Here is a 15,832-nt window from a genome sequence, read left to right on the forward strand (position 1 = left end):
TTACGGCCTTATCAATATTCCACGATGTATATTATGTTAACTAAAAGAGCCGTGAACGAAACGACTCCAGGTTCGGCCTGAATGTTGCTCTTGCCCTCTTGAGCAGACACCTGCATCCGGGGAAACACCAGCTTGGTGCGTCCGATAAGTGGACTGCCCACACCTACAATGTTGCCCACCGGCAGGAGTCCAATCCGGCCAGTTCCATTCAACCTTCTCAAGGACGTTCATGAAGCATCTGTTTCTGACCCTCAGCATGATCGGCGCCGCCACCCTGGTGGGCTGTGGCAAGACCGAAGCCCCCGCGCCGGCCGCTCCGGCGCCTGCGCCCACCGCCGAAGCACCGGCACCCGCTCCTGCCAGCCAGTGGCCGGAACTGCGCGTGGCCATCGATCCCACTTACAAGCCCTTCACCTACAAGACCGACGCGGGCGAGCCCGCGGGTTTCGACGTGGACGTGGCCAAGGCCCTTTGCGACGAACTCAAGAGCAAGTGCGTGTTCGTCGAGCAGGCCTGGGACGGCATGATTCCCGGTCTGCTGGCCAAGAAGTACGACGCCATCATTTCCTCGATGTCGATCACCGAAGAGCGCAAGCAGTCGGTTGATTTCACGGGCAAGTACTACAACACGCCGTCCTGCGTGGTCGTCAAGACCGCACTGAACCTGGGCGCCGAAGCCGCGGGTTTCAAGGGCAAGAAACTGGGCGTGCTGAAGGCATCCACCCAGGAAAAGTACGCCATGGGTGAGCTCAAGGCCGCAGGCGCGACTGTTGTGCCGTACGACGCCCAGGACCAGGTCTATCTGGACATCAAGTCCGGCCGTCTGGACGGCACCGTGGCCGACGTGGTCGAAGTCCAGGGTGGCTTCCTGTCCACACCGGACGGCAAGGACTACAGCTGCGCCGGTGGCCGCATTCCGGTCGAGTTCGACGCCAAGTACTTCGGTGCTGGCGCGGGCGTGGCCATCCGCAAGGAAGACACCGCCCTGCGCGATGCGCTGGACGCGGGCATCAAGGCCATCCGCGACAACGGCAAGTGGAAAGAACTCTCTGAGAAGCACGTCCCTGGCGTGGACATCTGGGGTTCCTGATCCATTGAGCTGAACCGCGAGCGCCGATGACGACCTATTTCATCCAGATCCTCCAGGGCCTGCTGGTCACCCTCGGCGTCTCGCTGGGCGCGCTAGTCGTCGCCGCCGTGCTCGGCCTGGCCGGCGCGGCGGCCAAACTCTCGCCCTATCGCTGGCTCAACTGGGTCGGCGACATCTATTCCACAGTGATCCGGGGTGTCCCGGATCTGGTGTGGATGCTGCTGCTGTACTTCGGCGGGCAGATTCTGATCAACGACATCTTCGAAGCCATGGGCTACCGCAGTGGCCCGCAGATCAACCCCTTCGTGGCGGGGGTGCTGACCATTGGTTTCGTCTACGGCGCCTACATGACGGAAACCTTCCGCGGCGCCATCATGAGCGTGCCCAAAGGGCAGTCGGAGGCCGGCTGGGCCTACGGCATGAGCCGTTTCTATACCTTCCGCCGCATGGTGCTGCCGCAGATGGTTCGCTTCGCCCTGCCCAGTTTCACCAACAACTGGCTGGTGCTGCTCAAGGCCACCGCCCTCGTCTCGGTGATCGGACTGGCCGACATCACCAACCTCGCCAAGCAGGCCGGTGCGGCCGCGCGCGGCGACATCCCCGGCGCCGCGATCATCTTCATGGCCTTCGCCGGCTTCCTCTACCTACTGATCTCCACCATCAGCCTGATCCTGCTGCGCAAGGCCGAGGCCCGTTACTCCGTGGGCGTGAAGCGGGGTGAGTTCTGATGGACAAGTTTGCGATCATCTTCCAGCCGCAGAACCTGGCCCTCTACTGGACGGGGTTCCTGGCGACCATGGAACTGCTGGCCATCAGTCTGCTGGCCGGCGGCCTGCTGACACTGCCGCTCACCCTGATGCGGGTCTCGCGCAACCGCTGGATCTCCACGCCGGTCTGGCTGTTCACCTATGTGGTGCGCGGCACGCCACTGCTGATCCAGGTCTATTTCATCTACTACGGCATCGCCCAGTTGGAGTGGGTGCAGGCGCTGTGGGACACGGTCTGGCCCTGGACGCTGTTCAAGGACCCGTTCTTCTGCGCGTTGGCCGCGTTCTCGCTCAACACCTGCGCCTACACGGTCGAGATGCTGGCGGGAGCCATCAAGGAAACACCCGCCGGCGAGATCGAGGCCGCACAGGCCGCAGGCTTCAGCAAGTGGAACATGATGTTCCGTCTGGTGCTGCCCAGCGCCCTGCGCCGCACCCTGCCCGGCTACTCCAACGAAGTCGTGATGATGCTGCACGCCACCTCGCTGGCGAGCGTGGTGCCGGCGCTGTATGACCTGACCAACGCTGCCTACGCGATCTACAAGACCTACTACCTCGCGTTCCAGCCGTTCATCGTGGTCGCGGTGCTGTATTTCATACTGACCTTCGCCCTGGTCTACGTGTTCCGGCTGCTGGAAAAGCGTTTCCTGGCCTATCTGCGCCCACGCACTCACTGATCCCCGTTTTCTCTTCTTCCGGATGCGACAGCTCCAACACCCCCTGCTCTCTCCGTCGCTGGGCACCCAGCGCCAGGTCACCAGCCTGCACTTCGGTCAGGCCACCAACGGTCGCAAGGCCTACATCCAGTCCAGCCTGCACGCCGACGAGCTGCCCGGCATGCTCACCGCGCACAAGCTCCGGGGCCTTCTGGTCGCGGCCGAGGCCGCTGGCGAGATCCCGGGCGAGGTCGTGCTGGTGCCGGTGTGCAACCCGATCGGTCTGGACCAGAGCCTGATGCATCACCAGATGGGCCGCTTCGAGCTGCTCACCATGGAGAACTTCAACCGGAACTACCCGGACTTCTTCAACCTGGTGAAAGACCGTATCGCGCCGAAGCTCACGCAGGATGCGGAGACCAACTTGAGGCTCGTTCGGGCCGCCATGCACGAGGTGCTGCAGGAGCAGCCAGTAACCACCGAGCTGGAGAGCCTGCGCCGGGTGCTGATGGGCCTTTCCTGCGACGCCGACGTGGTGTTGGACCTGCACTGCGACTTTGAGGCCACTCTTCATATGTATGTCGAGCAGCCCATGCTCGACCTGATGGCGCCGCTGGCGCGCCTGCTCGGCGCCCAGGCGCTGCTGTGGGCGCGCGGCTCGGGTCCTTCGATCTCCTTCGATGAGGCGCTGTCCGGCCCCTGGTGGCGTTTGCGCGATCACTTCGCCGACCAGGCGCCCATCCCCCTGGGCTGCGCCAGCACCACCGTCGAGCTGCGCAGCCAGACCGATGTGTCGGGCGCCCTGGCCAGCCAGGATGCTCAGGCCATCGTCGGATACCTGCGCCATGTCGGTGTGATGGCCGGCCCCGCCCCTGCCCTGCCCGATCCGCAGTGCGAGCCGACGCCACTGGCCGGCACGGAAGCCTCCCACGCCCCACACCCTGGCGTGATCGACTTTGTCGCCCAGGTCGGCGAGCGTGTGGCCGTCGGCCAGCTGCTGGCGCGGGTGATCGACCCACTGACACCGCGCGAAACCGACATCCGCAGCAGCATCGGCGGCATCGTCTACGCCCGCCACAGCCTGCGCTGGGCGACAACGGGCATGGAGCTTTGCCGCGTCGCCGGCCGAACACCGATCCGCTCCGGCAACCTGCTGAGCCCCTGACAGACACACGCACCATGACCACCAAACTCGAAGCGATCGACATCCGCAAGAGCTACGGCTCGCACGAGGTGCTCAAGGGCATTTCCCTGACGGCCAAGGCTGGCGATGTGATCAGCATCATCGGCTCGTCCGGATCTGGCAAATCCACCTTCCTGCGCTGCATGAACCTGCTGGAGCGCCCGCAGAACGGCCGCATCGTGGTGGCCGGCGAGGAACTCAAGCTGGTCACCGCCAAGGACGGCATGCTCAAGGCCGCCGACGAGAAACAGCTGCAGCGCCTGCGCGCTAAGCTGGCCATGGTATTCCAGCACTTCAACCTCTGGTCCCACCTGACCGTGCTGGAAAACGTGATCGAAGCGCCCATGCACGTGCTCGGCAAGGGCAAGGACGAAGCCATTGCCACCGCCCGCAAGTACCTCGAGAAGGTCGGGCTGCGCGATGTCGAGGGCAAATACCCGGCCCACATGTCGGGCGGCCAGCAGCAGCGTGTTGCGATCGCCCGGGCGCTGGCGATGGAGCCCGAGGTGATGCTGTTCGACGAGCCGACCAGCGCGCTCGACCCCGAGCTCGTCACCGAAGTGCTGCGCGTGATGCGCACCCTGGCCGAAGAAGGCCGCACCATGGTGGTGGTGACCCACGAGATGGGTTTTGCGCGCGAGGTCAGCAACCACGTGCTGTTCCTGCACCAGGGGCGCATCGAGGAACAGGGCAACCCCCGTGAGGTGCTGGTCAACCCTAAGTCCGAACGGCTATCCCAGTTCCTCTCGGGCAAGCTCAAGTAAGCCGTCGGCGACGGTTCGCCAATCGGGCGAACAGCGGGGTTTCCATCCTGCTGTTGGTGGGTTTCTGTGGCGTCCGGATGCGAGAGCATTGCTCCATCCCGGAACCACCTGCCAGAAAGGAACCTCTCCATGAGCACTGTCGACACCAGCAACTCCAGCGCCTGGTCCCAGACCCTGTCGTCCCTGAGTGGCGCCATGTCCAGCTACCTGCAGGACAAGATGCACAAGAAGATGGATGCCGACAGCGATGGCGGTGTCAGCCAGAGCGAGTTCCAGGCAGCGCTTGAAAAGGTCGCGGGCAAGCTGGGTGTCGAGGTGGGCCAGGGCGCATCCGAGCTCTATGCCTCGCTTGATGCCAACAAGGACGGTGCACTGAATGGCGCCGAGGTGGGCACCCTGCTGCAGAACCTGTTTTCGTCCGCCTCGAACACCCAGGCGTTTGTCCAGTCGCGCGGCGATGAGGCCCGGTTCGCCGAACTCGACGCCGACAACGACGGCCAGATCTCGATGGCCGAGTTCGGTATCACACCATCCACCGAAACCACGGTGGTGCAGACCACCACGGTGATCACGACCACGCAGGAAGTGGCGCCCGAAGGGTCCACCGCGCTGGCCGGAGCCACCGTTCCCACGGCGCCAGCAACCACGCCCCCCGTGCACGCGGTCACCACGCCGGAAGCGGATCCGGTAGTCGCCAGCACCGAAGAGGCGGTGGCGGGGACCGAGGACGCATCCCTGCAGGCCCTCATGCAGACCGTCGATACCGACGGCAGCGGCGACATTTCGAGTGCCGAGCTGAACGCCTACGTGGCCAAGCTGAGCGCCCAGGCCGAAGCTGCGAGCAAACGCTACAACGACACCGCCCTGGCCTCGCTGAGCGGCGGCAGCCTCAACGAATCCGCCTGACGCCAGCCGGCGATCAGGGTTTGAGTTCCAGGCGGCTGCGCCACTGCGCGGGCGCCATTTGCAACGGCCGGTATTCTACGGCGGCCCAGGCATCGCTCATGTCGCGGTAGCGGCTGGAGAGCGCGTTGCCGCCCTGTCCGGTCTGGTAGATGAACAGCGAGTTCTCCGGCTCCGCCAGGTCGTAGATGGCGCGCAGGCTGGCGGCGTGCCGGTTGGCAAACGGCGCATCGACCTTGTCCAGGTGGTACTGGCCGACGTTCACGGTGAACGGGTCGCCACCCGTCTCCTTTCGCACCTCGAACAGGGGTGCCAGCGCGCCGACGTTGCTGAACGGACGGTGCACGGAAATCGCCGGGTGGGCCGTGCCCCAGCGCCATTGCGACACATCCTGTCCCTGCTGCGCGCTGATGCGGTCCAGCGCGCGGTCAAGCGCGGCGGTGCTGGCTGCAGCACAGCCCTGCGGGCCGCACCAGGCGTGGTCGTCGCGTTCCAGGATGCCCTCGACCGCGTTGCGGAACAGGCGCTTGCCGTAGAGCTTCTCGAACCGTTCCACACCCAGGCGCTGGCCGACCACACCGCGCGTGAACTCGTCGACCCAGACGCTGTAGACGAGCGGCGCCGCCGCATCGGCGGACATGCCACCCTTGAAGTCTTTCAGCGATGCCAGCGCTGCCGCGGCAAGGGGATGGCTTGACGCGGTTTTTTTCAAGTGGGGCAACAGCCGCAGCGTCGCTTCCGAATGCAGGTCGCCGTGCATGGCGCGGAAGCTGGCCGCATCGTGCTTCTCCGTCTGCGCCAGCAGGGCCTCGATGCGTTCCTGGCGGTATGGCGCCGCCCAGTCCTGGGTCAGGAAGTGCGGGTAGTCGGCCGCATGGATGCGCTGGTTGGCGGTCGCAATCCAGCCCTTGGCACCGTCGTCCTGCGGGGTGTCTTCGTAAGGTAGGTAGCCCGTCCAGTCGTAGCGGGCGTCCCAGCCTGGCGAAGGTGCCACACCGCGGATGCGGTTGTCCGGCGACCGCAGCGGCACCTTGCCCACCGCCTTGAAGAGGATGCGGCCGCTGCGGTCGGCCATCACCGCGTTCTGCATCGGTGCGTGAAAGTGGCGGTATGCCTCCAGCAGATCGTCGACCGAGCGTGCACGGTTGGAAGCCAGGGTGGCGTCCACGTTGCGGTTGTCCGCCTCCAGGGCCGTCCAGCGCAGCGACAGCGCGAAGCGCCCGGTGTCGATGAGGTCGCGCGCACGACCAGGAGCGTCACTGAGCACAGGGCCATGCCGGCTGCTGCGCACCGTGTGCACCACGTCCGGCTCGCCTTTGACGCGGATGGTTTCGATGCGCTCGTCAAAGCGCGCCCAGGCTTCCTGCCCCGCCGGTGCCGGGAGGCGATAGCGGGTCGGGTCGCTGGGGTCGAGCTGTTCCAGGTACAGGTCCTGTACATCGGGGCCGGTGTTGGTGAAGCCCCAGGCCACATCGGGTGTGCGCCCGAGCACTACGAACGGGGTGCCCGGCAAGGTGGCGCCAATCACGTCCATGCCCTTGAGTCCGGGCACGTCGGGCGCCTGCAGGCGGGCGAAGTACCAGATCGCCGGCGCACTCAGGCCCAGGTGCGGGTCGTTGGCCAGCAGCGGCTTGCCGCTGGCACTGCGCGCGCCCGACACCACCCAGTTGTTCGAGCCCTTGCCCTCCACTTCTCCAAGGGAGCGGGTCCACTCGATCACCCCCTGTGCCAGGGCATCCGCCGCAGGACTGCTCTCGGTGGTGCGCGACTGTTTGCCTTCAGCCGCCGGAAACACGCGCATGGCACGGTACAGCTCTGCCAGATCGGCCGAGGCCGCGGGCGCCTCGCCCGGATACGGCGGAAACAGTTGCCACAGGGACGGTGTGTCCAGCACCTGCAGCGCGGACAGCCGGGCCAGCTCGTTGCCCCAGTTGCCACCGAGGTCCAGTGCCATCATCAAGGCCCAGCCTGCGCTGTCTTCGGGTTCCCAGTAGCGGCCGGCCGCTGCGTCTTCCCGTGGATCGATGCGCAGGATCTGGAACTCGGGCGACAGTGCCTGCTGACGTTGAGCGAAAAACGCGTTCACGCCGTCGCTGTAGGCCTTCAGCGCCACCCGCCCCTCTTCGCTCATGCCGGCGAGCTGCGCCTGGGCCGCTTGCCGGATGCCCAGCGTGCGCATGAGCAGGTCGGTCTCCAGCGTGGAGCGGCCAAACACCTCGGACAGCTGTCCCCGCATCAGGCGGCGGTTGAACTCCAGCTGCCATCCGCGTTCCTGCGCGTGCACATAACCCATCGCCATCCAGGCGTCCCGCGGGTCGGTGGCCAGAATGTGCGCCACGTCGCTGCCGTCGCGTTGCACCTGCACGGCGCCGCGCAATCCCGGCAGGCTCAGATCCCCATTCATCTGGGGCTGGCTCCGCCAGGCATAGATCGACAATGCCACCGCCCCAAGCAGGACCAGAAACAGCAGCAGAAAAAACAGACGGGTCAACCAGCGCATCAGCACCTCCAAGGCTGGGGCGATGGTAGCGGCGCCAGGCCGCGGGTGCACCCGGGCTTGCGAGTGATCAGACGCGCGTGCGACCGTGTCCGAGCACCATCTGGCCATCCACCAGACGGAAGCTCACCGTGGGAGCGCTGATGTCTGTGAAAGGCGCCCCCATCGAGAACTCGCCATCGCTGTGCAGCAGGCACTCCTGCCGCCTCAGCGCAATGGCGTTTTCAGCGCCTGCAAAGCGGACCCAGGTGCCGTAGCTGCTGGTGTCTTCCAGCAGGTAGTTGCCCGAACGGATGTCGATGGAGGCGTGCATCCGCGAGACCCGCGGATCGTTCACCACAAAATCGGCCTCGGGCACCCGACCAATCTTCAACGGCAGGTCGGTGAGATTGAACGACTGGCTGGCATCGAGCCAACCGAGCTCGATGCCACCGAACACCGATTCGGTGCTCTTGCGCAGGGCATGCAGGTCTGCTGGCAGCGTCAGGAACTCCGACAGCATCTCGGTCTGCCATTCGATGCGGAAGACCTCTGCCGGCTCCACGCGCCCCTTGATGCGGATCGGTCCAAGGCTGCGGCTGCGCACGTTCTGCCCTTTGCCCAGCTTGCGGATCACCATGTCGTTGACCAGGATCTGTTCCGGCCCCGCCAGATCGCTCAGGCGCGACGCCACGTTGACCGCGTCGCCGAAGCAGTCGCCGTCGACTTGCACCACCTGCCCGCGCGCCATGCCGATCTGCATCATCAGCTTGAGCCGGTTGGGCCACTGGGCCACCCGTTGCGAGTGCTCCTGCTGGATGGTGCTCATGCACTCGACCGCAAGCCGGTTGTTGGTGAACGAGAGCAGAACGCCGTCGCCCAGCATCTTGACGACCTTGCCGTGGTGTTCCAGTCCCATGGACCCGATCCACTGGGTCAGCTTGGTCACCGCCTTGGCGGCACGGTCATTGCCCAGTGTTTCAAACACGGAGACGCTGCCGGTCAGGTCCACGAAGGCAATCGTCAGTTCGGCCATGAATATGAATAGAAATCGGCCTGGGCGAGGCGGGGCGCTGTTGGTGTCAACCGAAGCAAGGACAGGCTGGTGGATGGTAACAAGGTGTGTGGTTTATCACACATCCGGTCATTTGAGCACCTGAATTGACGTGCCCCAGGACCGCTGTTGTGGGTTTCCACAAGCTTGAGTCCAAAGGACCTAAGTGAACCGGCCGTCATTGAACACTTTCCGGAGCAATTGCTGGCATCGTCACCAGACCTGTACACGCAATATCTTAAACAGTCTTTCTAAGCGCTTGATTTGGCTGTTGTTTTCTTGACTTTCCTCAGGTTCGAGGCCTTGCCCGTGGGGCTCCCCGGACGTATCCTGCCCCCCATAACTTCCTATCGTTGGGATCGCAAATGCGCTGGATCAAACCGACCATTCGCCACAGCATCTCCGCCTTGCTGGGCACCGAGGTACGCAAACATGCGCCGGAGTCGCTGGAGCCGGTGCGGCAGGCCATGCTGTCTGTTCTTGGTGAAGCAGGCGCGCAAGCCAACCCCAGGCTCAAACACCGCCTCATGTATGTGCACGATGTGCAAGCGCTCTGGTATGCCCGGGCCGAGATGGTGGCCGTCCTCAGCAGTCTTCATGGCGAGGCACGCGCGGTCGATCTGGTCCGCAGCGTCACCCCGGTGTTCAATGGCCTCCTGCCCAAAGGCCTCATGGAGTCAACCCGTTCGGCTCGCTGAGACATTTGCGAGCGCCCTGCTCATCCCCAGAACATCAGGGCCTCACGCCCCTGCACCATCACCGCCACTTCCCGGCCCACCGGTAACAACACCTTGGTGGGGACATGCCCGAATGGCAGCCCCGTCAGCACGGGTGTCCGGGTCTGGCTTCTAAGCCAGTCGACCACGGTCTGCAGCTTGAACCCACGGTCGTGTGGAACCGTCTTGAAGCGGTTGAAACTGCCCAGCACGATCAGCTTCTGACGTCCCAAGATGCCCGCATGGAGCAGTTGCGTCAGCTGTCGTTCGATGCGGTAGGGATGCTCGTTGACATCCTCTAGAAACAGCACGCCGCCCTTCACATCGGGCACCCAGGGCGTGCCGACCAATGAACACAGCACCGACAGGTTGCCGCCCCACAACTGAGCTTTGTGCAGATGCAGCGATGGGGCATCTTCCCTGACGGTCGTGGGCAGACAGGGCAGGTCCTTTTTGGGCAGCACCCAGCCCGCGCCCTCGCCGTGCCCATCGAGCAGATCGTCAAAGCAGGCTTCCATGATGTCGTCGGGCTCTTCGGCACCAAAATCCTCCCCAAGGGCCGGGCCAGCCCAGGTCACGGCGCCCGTCTTGGCCAGCAGCGCGCATTGCAAGGCGGTGAAGTCGCTAAGGCCCACGAACTGCATGCCCTTGCCGATGGCTTTCGCGAGCTGTTTGTAAGGCAGTTCGGGCAGAAGGCGCGTGAGGCCATACCCACCGCGTGAAATCAGCGCCACGTCGGCGCCGCTGGCCGCTGCTCGGCCGATGGCTGCGATGCGGGTGGCGTCGTCGCCCGCAAACCGCATGTGGCTGCTGAGCGCAGCCTCGTCGATCTCGACCTCGTGGCCGAGGTGCTGCAGCCGTTTCACCCCGCGCCTGAAGGCGGCCTTGTCGCGCACGGCGCTGGACGGGGAATAAATGTAGATGTGGCTCATGGCTCGTTGAAGGAAACGGGATCGATGGAGAAGTGTTGACAGGCCGCGCGTGCAATCTGCTCCCCATGCTCGGGAACAAAATGCCCAGCGTCAGGAATCAGCCACGGGGGCGGACAGCCCCGGATGTTACGTGCCAGTGCTTGCATGACAGGTTCTCCCAGCACCGGGTCGCGTACTCCCACCGCCATCAGCGTCCGGCCTTGCCAGCGCTCGCGCCAGAACTGCAAGGCCTCGCGGGATATGGCCGCACCTTCGTCGTCCGCGTGCTCCGGCACCAGAGCCGGGAAGGCACGCAATGAGGCGCGATGGCCCGTGTCCGGGAATGGTGCGTTGTACGCCTCGCATTCGGCGGGATCGAGGTGCGGGTTGCCACGTGCGAACAGGCGGCCGACGTCGTACAGCGGTTTGTCGGCGCACATCTTGCGCCACGCCAGAAACCCCGGAGACAGTGCCTCGTCGCCTGTGGCCAGCAGGGTGTTCATCACGAGCAAGCCGGCATAACGCCCCGGTGAGGCCATCGGCAGGGTCAACCCGAGCAGGCCACCCCAGTCTTGGACCACCAGCACCACGTTGCGCAGGTCCAGCCGGTCCACGAACTCGAGCAGCACGTTGCGGTGCCAGTTGAAGCGGTGGAACGCGTCCTTCTTGGGTTTGTCGCTCTTGCCAAAGCCGATCAGGTCGGGCGCCACCACACGATCTCCCGCCTCGGTAAAGACGGGAATCATCTTGCGATAGAGATAGCTCCATGCCGGGTTGCCGTGCAGGCACAGCCAGGTGCGCGGCGCGTCCAGCGGCCCTTCGTCCAGGTAGTGCAGGCGAAGGCCACCCAGCGAAGGGAGATCGTTCAGGTAGCGCGGCGACCAGGGGTATCCCGGCAGCCCGTCGAAATGGCGTTCGGGCGTGCGCAGCGCGTCGTCTCGCAGTGGTTGGCCTTCGCGGCGCTGCTGCTCACGGCGGGCCTTGAAAAACTCGCTGAGCAGGTTGCCGCACTCGTCGGCCCGCACACCCCCCAAGACCTGGGTGTGGTGGTTCAGCTGCGCATGCCCGAACAGATCCACCACCGAGCCGGCGGCACCGGTCTTCGGATCATGTGCGCCGAAGACGACCCGCCGCAGGCGCGAGTGCAACAGCGCGCCGCTGCACATGGTGCATGGCTCCAGCGTCACGAACAGCTCGCAGTCATAAAGCCGGTAGTTGCCCAGGGTCTGCGCTGCCGCGCGAAGGGCGAGGATTTCTGCATGGGCCGTCGGATCGTGAGCGGCGATGGGCGCGTTGCGTCCCATGCCCACCACCCTGCCCCGGTGCACCACCACGGCGCCGACCGGCACCTCGCCCGCGGCGCGAGCGGCCTGGGCTTCTCTCAGGGCCAGGCCCATGTACTCGGCGTCGTTCATGTCGCCATTGTCCTGCACCCTCGCGGCGGCACATTCAATCGAACAGCGACGGCTGCCGGTCATGCAGTGGCCAGCGGGCGACGACCTCGTGGTGGCCACTCCCATAGTGGCTGTCGACCAGACTCAGTTCGGTGACGTCCCAGGCCACCGGTTCGACGCGCTGCGCGCTGACGGGTTGGTGCTTGTAGTCCAGAGTGACATGCGGATAGAAGCCGTGCCTTATTCATTCGGCGGGCCATCCTGCCTTGAGCAGCGCAGCCACCAGTTGCCTCCGGAGATGGAACAGCGGCAACACCCCGGCGCCATGGCCCGCGAGCTCTACCGTACCAAGTTCGTCTCTTGGTCCGCGAGACTGCAGTGTGTCAAAACAGACCCGAAAAGGAGTCACATCCAGCAGGGCGCCGGCGCGGAAAACCACCCTCAGGACTTCGGGAGGAATGCGGTGCTCGTACGAACCCAGAGGCACCAGCGTGGTATGCAGCCGATCCTCCGCCATGGGTTTCGACGGGCCGCGGTATGAACGGTTGATGTGCTGTTGAAGGCGAGCCACCTTTTGCGCAACCGCTGGTGGCAGGCGCAGCATGCAGTACAAGTCGTGACGGAACTCCATGCAACACCTCCTTGGGTTGCGTTGACGGAGTTCCATTGTGCATGAATACTGTATTTATAAACAGTATTTTTGACAGGCGGCGGCTTCTCCTGCAGCGATCGACTCATTCCCACTCGATGGTGGCGGGCGGCTTTGAACTGACGTCGTAGGTCACGCGGTTGATGCCCCGCACCTCGTTGATGATGCGGCTGGAGACCTTCTTGAGCAGTGCATACGGCAGATCCGCCCAATCGGCGGTCATGAAGTCGCTGGTCTGCACCGCGCGCAGTGCCACCACATAGTCGTAGGTGCGGCCGTCGCCCATCACGCCCACGCTCTTGACCGGAAGGAACACCGTGAAGGCCTGACTGGTCAGGTCGTACCAGCTCTTGCCCGAATGGGGGTCAATGGTAGAGCGCAGTTCTTCGATGAAGATGGCATCGGCCCGGCGCAGCAGATCGGCGTAGTCCTTCTTCACCTCGCCCAGGATGCGCACGCCCAGGCCAGGGCCAGGGAACGGGTGGCGGTAGACCATGTCGTGCGGCAGGCCCAGTGCCACACCCAGCTCGCGCACCTCGTCCTTGAACAGGTCGCGCAGCGGCTCCAGCAGCTTCAGGCCCAACTGTTCGGGAAGGCCACCCACGTTGTGGTGGCTCTTGATGGTCACAGCCTTCTTGCTCTTGGCGCCACCGGATTCGATCACGTCCGGGTAAATTGTCCCTTGTGCCAACCACTTGGCGCCTTTTGTTGAAGCACCACTTGAGATGAGTTTGGCGGCTTCGGCCTTGAACACCTCGACAAACTCGCGGCCGATGATCTTGCGCTTGGCTTCCGGATCGCTCACCCCGGCCAGGTGGCCGAGGAACTGGTCCGCCGCGTCCACCCGGATGACCTTGGCGTGCAGCTTGCCGACAAACATGTCCATCACCATGTCGCCCTCGTGCAGTCGCAGCAGGCCGTGGTCCACGAACACGCAGGTCAGCTGGTCGCCGATGGCGCGGTGGATCAGGGCCGCGGCCACCGACGAGTCCACGCCGCCCGACAGGCCCAGGATCACCTCCTCGTCGCCCACCTGCTCGCGGATCTTCTGCACGGCTTCCTCGATGTGGTCGCGCATGATCCAGTCGGGCCGGGTGCCGCAGATCTCCAGCACAAAGCGCTCCAGCAGCGCCCTGCCCTGCACCGTGTGCGTCACCTCGGGGTGGAACTGCACCGCGAAGTAACCGCGCGACTCGTCGGCCATGCCGGCGATCGGGCAGGCGTCGGTGCTGGCCATGAGCTTGAATCCCGGCGGCATTTCGGTGACCTTGTCGCCGTGGCTCATCCACACCTTGAGCATGCCGTGGCCTTCAGGCGTGGTGAAGTCGGCGATGTCTTTGAGCAGGGCCGTGTGGCCACGGGCACGCACCTCGGCGTAACCGAACTCCCGCGTTTTGCCGGCCTCGACCTTGCCGCCCAGCTGCTGGGCCATGGTCTGCATACCGTAGCAGATGCCCAGCACCGGCACGCCCAGCTCGAACACCGCATCGGGGGCCTTGTCGTCCACTTCGTAGACGCTGGCGTGGCTGCCCGAGAGGATCACGCCCTTGAGCTGACCGTCGGCGGCGAATTCGCGTACCCAATCGCTGCTGACATCGCAGGGATGCACTTCGCAGTACACGTGGGCTTCGCGCACCCGGCGCGCGATCAGCTGGGTGACCTGGGAACCGAAATCGAGGATGAGGATTTTCTGGTGCTGCATGGCGTTGAAAAAGGCTGCAGGGAAAAGAAAAAGGCCGTCTCGGTGGACGGCCTGAGGAGCGGGACCGGTCAGCCCGCGCGGTAGTTCGGCGCTTCCTTGGTGATCTGCACGTCGTGCACATGGCTTTCGCGGATGCCGGCCGAGGTGATCTCGACAAACTCCGCCTTGGCGCGCATGTGCTCGATGGTCGGGCAGCCACAGTAGCCCATGGACGCGCGGATGCCGCCGGCCATCTGGAAGATGATCGACACGACCGAGCCTTTGTACGGCACGCGCCCTTCGATACCTTCGGGCACCAGCTTGTCCGCGTTGGGATTGCCGGTGCTGCTTTCCTGGAAGTAGCGGTCTGCACTGCCCTGCTGCATGGCACCTATAGAGCCCATGCCGCGGTAGCTCTTGTAGCTGCGGCCCTGGTAGAGCACGATCTCGCCAGGAGCTTCTTCGGTGCCGGCGAACATGCCGCCCATCATCACGGTGTTGGCGCCAGCCGCAATGGCCTTGGCGATGTCACCGGAATAGCGGATGCCACCGTCGGCGATCATGGGCACGCCGGTGGTCTGCAGCGCGGTCGCCACGTTGTCGATGGCCATGATCTGGGGCACGCCCACACCGGCGACGATTCGGGTGGTGCAGATGGAGCCAGGACCAATGCCGACCTTGACGCCGTCGGCGCCTGCATCCACCAGCGCCAGGGCGGCGCTGCCGGTGGCGATGTTGCCGCCGATCACGTCCACCTGCGGGTAGTTCTGCTTGACCCAGCGCACGCGGTCGATAACACCCTTGCTGTGACCGTGGGCCGTGTCCACCACGATGGCGTCCACACCGGCCTTGACCAGGGCTTCCACACGCTCTTCGGTGCCTTCGCCCACGCCCACAGCCGCGCCGACGCGCAGGCGGCCGGCGGCGTCGCGCGCGGCGTTCGGGAAGTTCAGCTGTTTGGTGATGTCCTTCACTGTGATCAGACCCTTGAGCTCAAAGGCGTCGTTGACCAGCAGCAGACGCTCCAGCTTGTGCTTGTTGAGCAGCGCCTTGGCCTGCTCCGGCGTGGTGCCTTCGGGCACCGTGATGAGGCGCTCGCGCGGGGTCATGATCTCGCTGACCGGCAGGTCGTAGCGGTTTTCAAAGCGCAGATCGCGACCGGTGACGATGCCCACCACCTTGCCCGAGTCCACGACCGGGAAGCCGGAGACCCCCAGCTCGTCGGACAGCTTCATGACCTGGCGCACAGTGGTCGAGGGGCTGATGACCACCGGGTCGCGCAGCACACCGGACTCGTAGCGCTTCACCTTGGCCACGTGGGCAGCCTGTTCCTGCGCCGAGAGGTTCTTGTGGATGATGCCGATGCCGCCTTCCTGGGCAATGGCAATCGCCAGCCGGGCCTCCGTCACTGCGTCCATGGCCGCGGAGACCAGGGGCAGGTTCAGACGGATGTTGCGGGTGAACTGGGTGGCGAGGGAGGTGTCCTTGGGCAGGACCTGGGAGTACGCGGGGACGAGCAGAACGTCGTCGAAAGTGAGCGCTTTGCCGAGGAGGCGCATGAGGTAAAGCTCCAAAAGCACGATTGTAC

At 64.7% G+C, this 15,832-nt stretch carries 14 protein-coding genes; 7 read left to right on the forward strand and 7 right to left on the reverse strand.

Annotated elements, in window-relative coordinates; all coding sequences use genetic code 11:
• The first annotated feature begins 229 nt into the window (after positions 1 to 229).
• From HFL01S_RS17270 to HFL01S_RS17295, 6 genes are all read left to right on the forward strand, one after another.
• Positions 230 to 1,090 (forward strand): transporter substrate-binding domain-containing protein, encoded by an 861-nt coding sequence (locus HFL01S_RS17270; RefSeq protein WP_066260856.1) that lies wholly within the window; start codon positions 230 to 232, stop codon positions 1,088 to 1,090.
• Positions 1,091 to 1,116: 26 nt separating this feature from the next.
• Positions 1,117 to 1,818 (forward strand): ABC transporter permease, encoded by a 702-nt coding sequence (locus HFL01S_RS17275; RefSeq protein ID WP_066260857.1) that lies wholly within the window; start codon positions 1,117 to 1,119, stop codon positions 1,816 to 1,818.
• On the forward strand, positions 1,818 to 2,534 hold the full coding sequence (locus HFL01S_RS17280; RefSeq protein WP_066260859.1) for an ABC transporter permease: 717 nt from the start codon (positions 1,818 to 1,820) through the stop codon (positions 2,532 to 2,534). The genes HFL01S_RS17275 and HFL01S_RS17280 overlap by 1 nt, the downstream gene beginning before the upstream one ends.
• Before the next feature lie 22 nt (positions 2,535 to 2,556).
• On the forward strand, positions 2,557 to 3,678 hold the full coding sequence (locus HFL01S_RS17285) for a succinylglutamate desuccinylase/aspartoacylase family protein (RefSeq protein ID WP_066260861.1): 1,122 nt from the start codon (positions 2,557 to 2,559) through the stop codon (positions 3,676 to 3,678).
• A gap of 14 nt (positions 3,679 to 3,692) precedes the next feature.
• Positions 3,693 to 4,460 (forward strand): ABC transporter ATP-binding protein, encoded by a 768-nt coding sequence (locus HFL01S_RS17290; RefSeq protein WP_066260862.1) that lies wholly within the window; start codon positions 3,693 to 3,695, stop codon positions 4,458 to 4,460.
• 129 nt (positions 4,461 to 4,589) lie between these two features.
• The gene (locus tag HFL01S_RS17295) at positions 4,590 to 5,366 is read left to right on the forward strand and encodes an EF-hand domain-containing protein (RefSeq protein ID WP_066260863.1); all 777 of its coding nucleotides are present in this window, start codon (positions 4,590 to 4,592) and stop codon (positions 5,364 to 5,366) included.
• 13 nt (positions 5,367 to 5,379) lie between these two features.
• Here the strand turns inward: HFL01S_RS17295 and HFL01S_RS17300 are convergent, their stop codons facing one another.
• Both HFL01S_RS17300 and HFL01S_RS17305 read right to left on the reverse strand, forming a co-directional pair.
• On the reverse strand, positions 5,380 to 7,863 hold the full coding sequence (locus HFL01S_RS17300; RefSeq protein ID WP_066260865.1) for a penicillin acylase family protein: 2,484 nt from the start codon (positions 7,861 to 7,863) through the stop codon (positions 5,380 to 5,382).
• A 67-nt stretch (positions 7,864 to 7,930) separates the two neighbouring features.
• Positions 7,931 to 8,875, reverse strand: coding sequence for an adenylate/guanylate cyclase domain-containing protein (locus tag HFL01S_RS17305; protein WP_066260866.1), 945 nt, complete (start codon positions 8,873 to 8,875; stop codon positions 7,931 to 7,933).
• Positions 8,876 to 9,258: 383 nt separating this feature from the next.
• Here HFL01S_RS17305 and HFL01S_RS17310 point away from each other — a divergent pair, with 383 nt between their 5' ends.
• A complete protein-coding gene (locus HFL01S_RS17310) occupies positions 9,259 to 9,591 on the forward strand; it encodes a hypothetical protein (protein WP_066260867.1) in 333 nt (110 codons plus the stop codon).
• Positions 9,592 to 9,611: 20 nt separating this feature from the next.
• On the opposite strand, the gene HFL01S_RS17315 is transcribed toward HFL01S_RS17310, so the two are convergent.
• The 5 genes from HFL01S_RS17315 to guaB form a co-directional block, all read right to left on the reverse strand.
• Positions 9,612 to 10,541 (reverse strand): LD-carboxypeptidase, encoded by a 930-nt coding sequence (locus HFL01S_RS17315; RefSeq protein ID WP_066260869.1) that lies wholly within the window; start codon positions 10,539 to 10,541, stop codon positions 9,612 to 9,614.
• Positions 10,538 to 11,935, reverse strand: coding sequence for a tRNA adenosine(34) deaminase TadA (gene tadA, locus HFL01S_RS17320; RefSeq protein ID WP_066260873.1), 1,398 nt, complete (start codon positions 11,933 to 11,935; stop codon positions 10,538 to 10,540). Before tadA ends, HFL01S_RS17315 begins: the two co-directional genes overlap by 4 nt.
• Positions 11,936 to 12,158: 223 nt before the next feature.
• On the reverse strand, positions 12,159 to 12,545 hold the full coding sequence (locus HFL01S_RS25175) for a 2'-5' RNA ligase family protein (protein ID WP_157538931.1): 387 nt from the start codon (positions 12,543 to 12,545) through the stop codon (positions 12,159 to 12,161).
• Between the two features lie 103 nt (positions 12,546 to 12,648).
• The gene (gene guaA / locus HFL01S_RS17330; RefSeq protein ID WP_066260876.1) at positions 12,649 to 14,265 is read right to left on the reverse strand and encodes a glutamine-hydrolyzing GMP synthase; all 1,617 of its coding nucleotides are present in this window, start codon (positions 14,263 to 14,265) and stop codon (positions 12,649 to 12,651) included.
• 68 nt (positions 14,266 to 14,333) lie between these two features.
• Positions 14,334 to 15,803, reverse strand: coding sequence for an IMP dehydrogenase (gene guaB / locus HFL01S_RS17335; RefSeq protein WP_066260877.1), 1,470 nt, complete (start codon positions 15,801 to 15,803; stop codon positions 14,334 to 14,336).
• Positions 15,804 to 15,832 lie beyond the last annotated feature (29 nt).

The organism is Hydrogenophaga flava NBRC 102514, assembly GCF_001571145.1.
Lineage (GTDB): Bacteria > Pseudomonadota > Gammaproteobacteria > Burkholderiales > Burkholderiaceae_C > Hydrogenophaga > Hydrogenophaga flava.